This is a genomic window from Streptomyces zinciresistens K42, from assembly GCF_000225525.1.
Taxonomy (GTDB): domain Bacteria; phylum Actinomycetota; class Actinomycetes; order Streptomycetales; family Streptomycetaceae; genus Streptomyces; species Streptomyces zinciresistens.
On record NZ_AGBF01000376.1, the window covers coordinates 1 to 2894 of the forward strand.

2 protein-coding genes are annotated in these 2894 nt (G+C 71.9%); one reads left to right on the forward strand and one right to left on the reverse strand.

Annotation, left to right across the window (positions count from 1 at the left end; all coding sequences use genetic code 11):
- Positions 1–268: 268 nt before the first annotated feature.
- Positions 269–1228, reverse strand: coding sequence for a LysR family transcriptional regulator (locus SZN_RS36460; protein ID WP_007505679.1), 960 nt, complete (start codon positions 1226–1228; stop codon positions 269–271).
- A 152-nt stretch (positions 1229–1380) separates the two neighbouring features.
- Between SZN_RS36460 and SZN_RS36465 the strand changes: the two genes are divergently transcribed.
- Entirely contained in the window at positions 1381–2826 is a 1446-nt protein-coding gene (locus SZN_RS36465; RefSeq protein WP_007505680.1) for a glyceraldehyde-3-phosphate dehydrogenase, read from the forward strand.
- Positions 2827–2894: the final 68 nt, after the last annotated feature.

The following is a 2894-nucleotide window of genomic DNA, read 5'->3' on the forward strand; positions in this document are numbered from 1 at the left end:
ACCAGCTGACCCGGGTCGTCCTCACCGACGAGTCGGGCGTCTACGGAACGGCGACCCGCACGGCCCTGGAAGCGGAGACGACCGAGCCGTGAGACGGGCGGCCGGCGCCGCCCCCGCGCGCGGTCCGCACCGCGACGCCCAGGCCGGTCCGGCGGTCGACGCGCTCGACCCGGGCACCCGGCACCCCCGGGGCCGCTCACCGCCCCGCCCCGCCCCGCCCCGGTCCACGCACCCGCCCCGCCACCAGGACCCGGCCCCCGGTGCCCGCTCATGCCCCGGGGGTGCTCCAGGTGCGGGCGGCCCAGGTCTTCAAGTGCGGTGACCGGGAAACGAGTTGGCGGTGCGCGTCGGCCGCGGACGCGAACAGGGCGTCGGCCAGGTCGCCGGTGACGGCCGCGCGCCGCCAGGCCAGCACGTACCGGCACCACAGCGGGGTCCCGGCGAGCGGTCTGACGACGACGTGCGGGAGGGGTTGCGTGGTCGGCTGGACCACGGCCACCCCGAGCCCCTCGGCGATCATGCCCTGCAACTGCTGCTGGTCCCCGAGGAATTCATGGGCGACCACCGGGGAGAACCCGGCCGCCTCGCAGGCCGCGTAGAAGACCCCGGGCCAGCCGGCGCCGTCGTCCGGCGTCACGAACCACGCCTCCCCCGCGAGGTCGGCGAGGGCGACCTGGGAGCGCCGCGCGAGGGGATGCCGGGACGGCAGTGCCACGAAGGTCGGCTCGGTGACGATGCCGCGGTGGGCCACCTCGGCGGAGTGCGCCAGTTCACGGCCGGGGTAGTCGGCGGCGATGGCCGCGTCGACCGCGCCCTCCTCCAGCAGTTCGACGATCCGCGAGGAGGCGTACACGCTGCTCAGCACGAGCGAGACGGCCGGCAGCCGGGAGCGGGCGCCGGAGACCATCCCGGCCAGCATCGGGGAGTTCGTCGCGGCCACTCTCAGGGTGCGCGGCACGGGCGCCGTCCCGGACGGCGGGCGGCGTCCGATCGCGGCGGCCCGGGTGAGCACGTCACGCGCCTGGGCGACGACCTCGGAGCCGTACGGGGTCAACCGCACCCCCGCGGGCCCGCGTTCGAAGACGTCAGCGCCGAAGTAGCGCTCGATGCGGCGGAGTTGGGTGCTCATCGCGGGCTGCGAGTAGCCGAGCTCGGCCGCGGCCCTGCCGACGCTGCCCGCGTCCGCGATCGCGCACAGCACCCGCAGGTGCCGCAGCTCCAACTCCACCGTTCACTCCTTCGTCCCCGCCACGACTTCCAGCGGACTTCAACAAATCATCTCGATACCGGTCACTTTCCCGCCTCTCGGGCCCCCCTTTGAACGATCATCGGGCGCTGCGGTTAGCATATGAGCGCCACCTAGCTCGAAAGATAGGCCCCGTGACTGCCAACGACGACTCGTTCACCAACTGGAAGACCCGCGAGGAGATCGCGGAGTCGATGATCCCGCTCATCGGGAAGCTGCACCGGGAGAGGGACGTCACCGTCCTGCTCCACAGCCGCTCCTTGGTGAACAAGTCGGTGGTCAGCATCCTGAAGACGCACCGCTTCGCCCGGCAGATCGCGGGCGAGGAGCTCTCGGTCACCGAGACGCTGCCGTTCCTGCGGGCCCTCACCGAGCTGGACCTCGGCCCGTCCCAGATCGACCTCGGCATGCTGGCCGCCACCCACAAGGCCGACGACCGCGGGCTGAGCGTCGAGGCGTTCACGGCCGAGGCCGTCGCCGGGGCCACCGGCGCCGGGAAGATCGAGCGGGGCGAGGGGCGCGACGTCGTCCTGTACGGCTTCGGCCGCATCGGCCGGCTCGTGGCCCGTCTGCTGATCGAGAAGGCCGGTTCGGGCACCGGTCTGCGGCTGCGCGCCATCGTCGTGCGCGGCGGCGGCGACCAGGACATCGTCAAGCGGGCGTCGCTGCTGCGCCGCGACTCCATCCACGGCCAGTTCCAGGGCACGATCACCGTGGACGAGGCGAGCGGCACGATCTTCGCCAACGGCAACGCGATCAAGGTGATCTACGCGAACGACCCGTCCGAGGTCGACTACACCGCGTACGGCATCAAGAACGCCATCCTCATCGACAACACCGGCAAGTGGCGCGACCGCGAGGGCCTGTCCAAGCATCTGCGCCCCGGTGTCGACAAGGTCGTCCTGACCGCTCCCGGCAAGGGCGACGTCCCCAACATCGTGCACGGCGTCAACCACCACACGATCAAGCCGGACGAGCAGATCCTGTCCTGCGCGAGCTGCACCACCAACGCCATCGTGCCGCCGCTGAAGGCGATGGACGACGAGTACGGTGTGCGGCGCGGCCATGTGGAGACCGTCCACTCGTTCACCAACGACCAGAACCTGCTGGACAATTACCACAGCTCCGAGCGCCGGGGCCGCAGCGCGGCCCTGAACATGGTCATCACCGAGACCGGCGCGGCCTCAGCCGTCGCCAAGGCGCTGCCCGACCTCAAGGCACGGATCACCGGCAGCTCGATCCGCGTCCCCGTGCCGGACGTCTCCATCGCGATCCTCAACCTCCAGCTGGAGCGCGAGACGACCCGCGAGGAGGTCCTGGAGCATCTGCGCGAGGTGTCGCTGACCTCGCCGCTGCGCCGCCAGATCGACTTCATCAGCGCGCCCGACGCGGTCTCCAGCGACTTCATCGGCTCGCGCCACGCCTCGATCGTCGACGCCGGCGCGCTGAAGGCCGAGGGCGACAACGCGATCCTCTACCTCTGGTACGACAACGAGTTCGGCTACTCCTGCCAGGTCATCCGCGTCGTCCAGCACGTCTCGGGGGTGGAGTACCCGACCTACCCGGCCCCGGCGGTCTGATCCGCTCCGGCCGCCCGGCACCGCGTCCGCGGGCGCCGGGCGGCCGTACGCGGTGCGTCGCCCCCGCC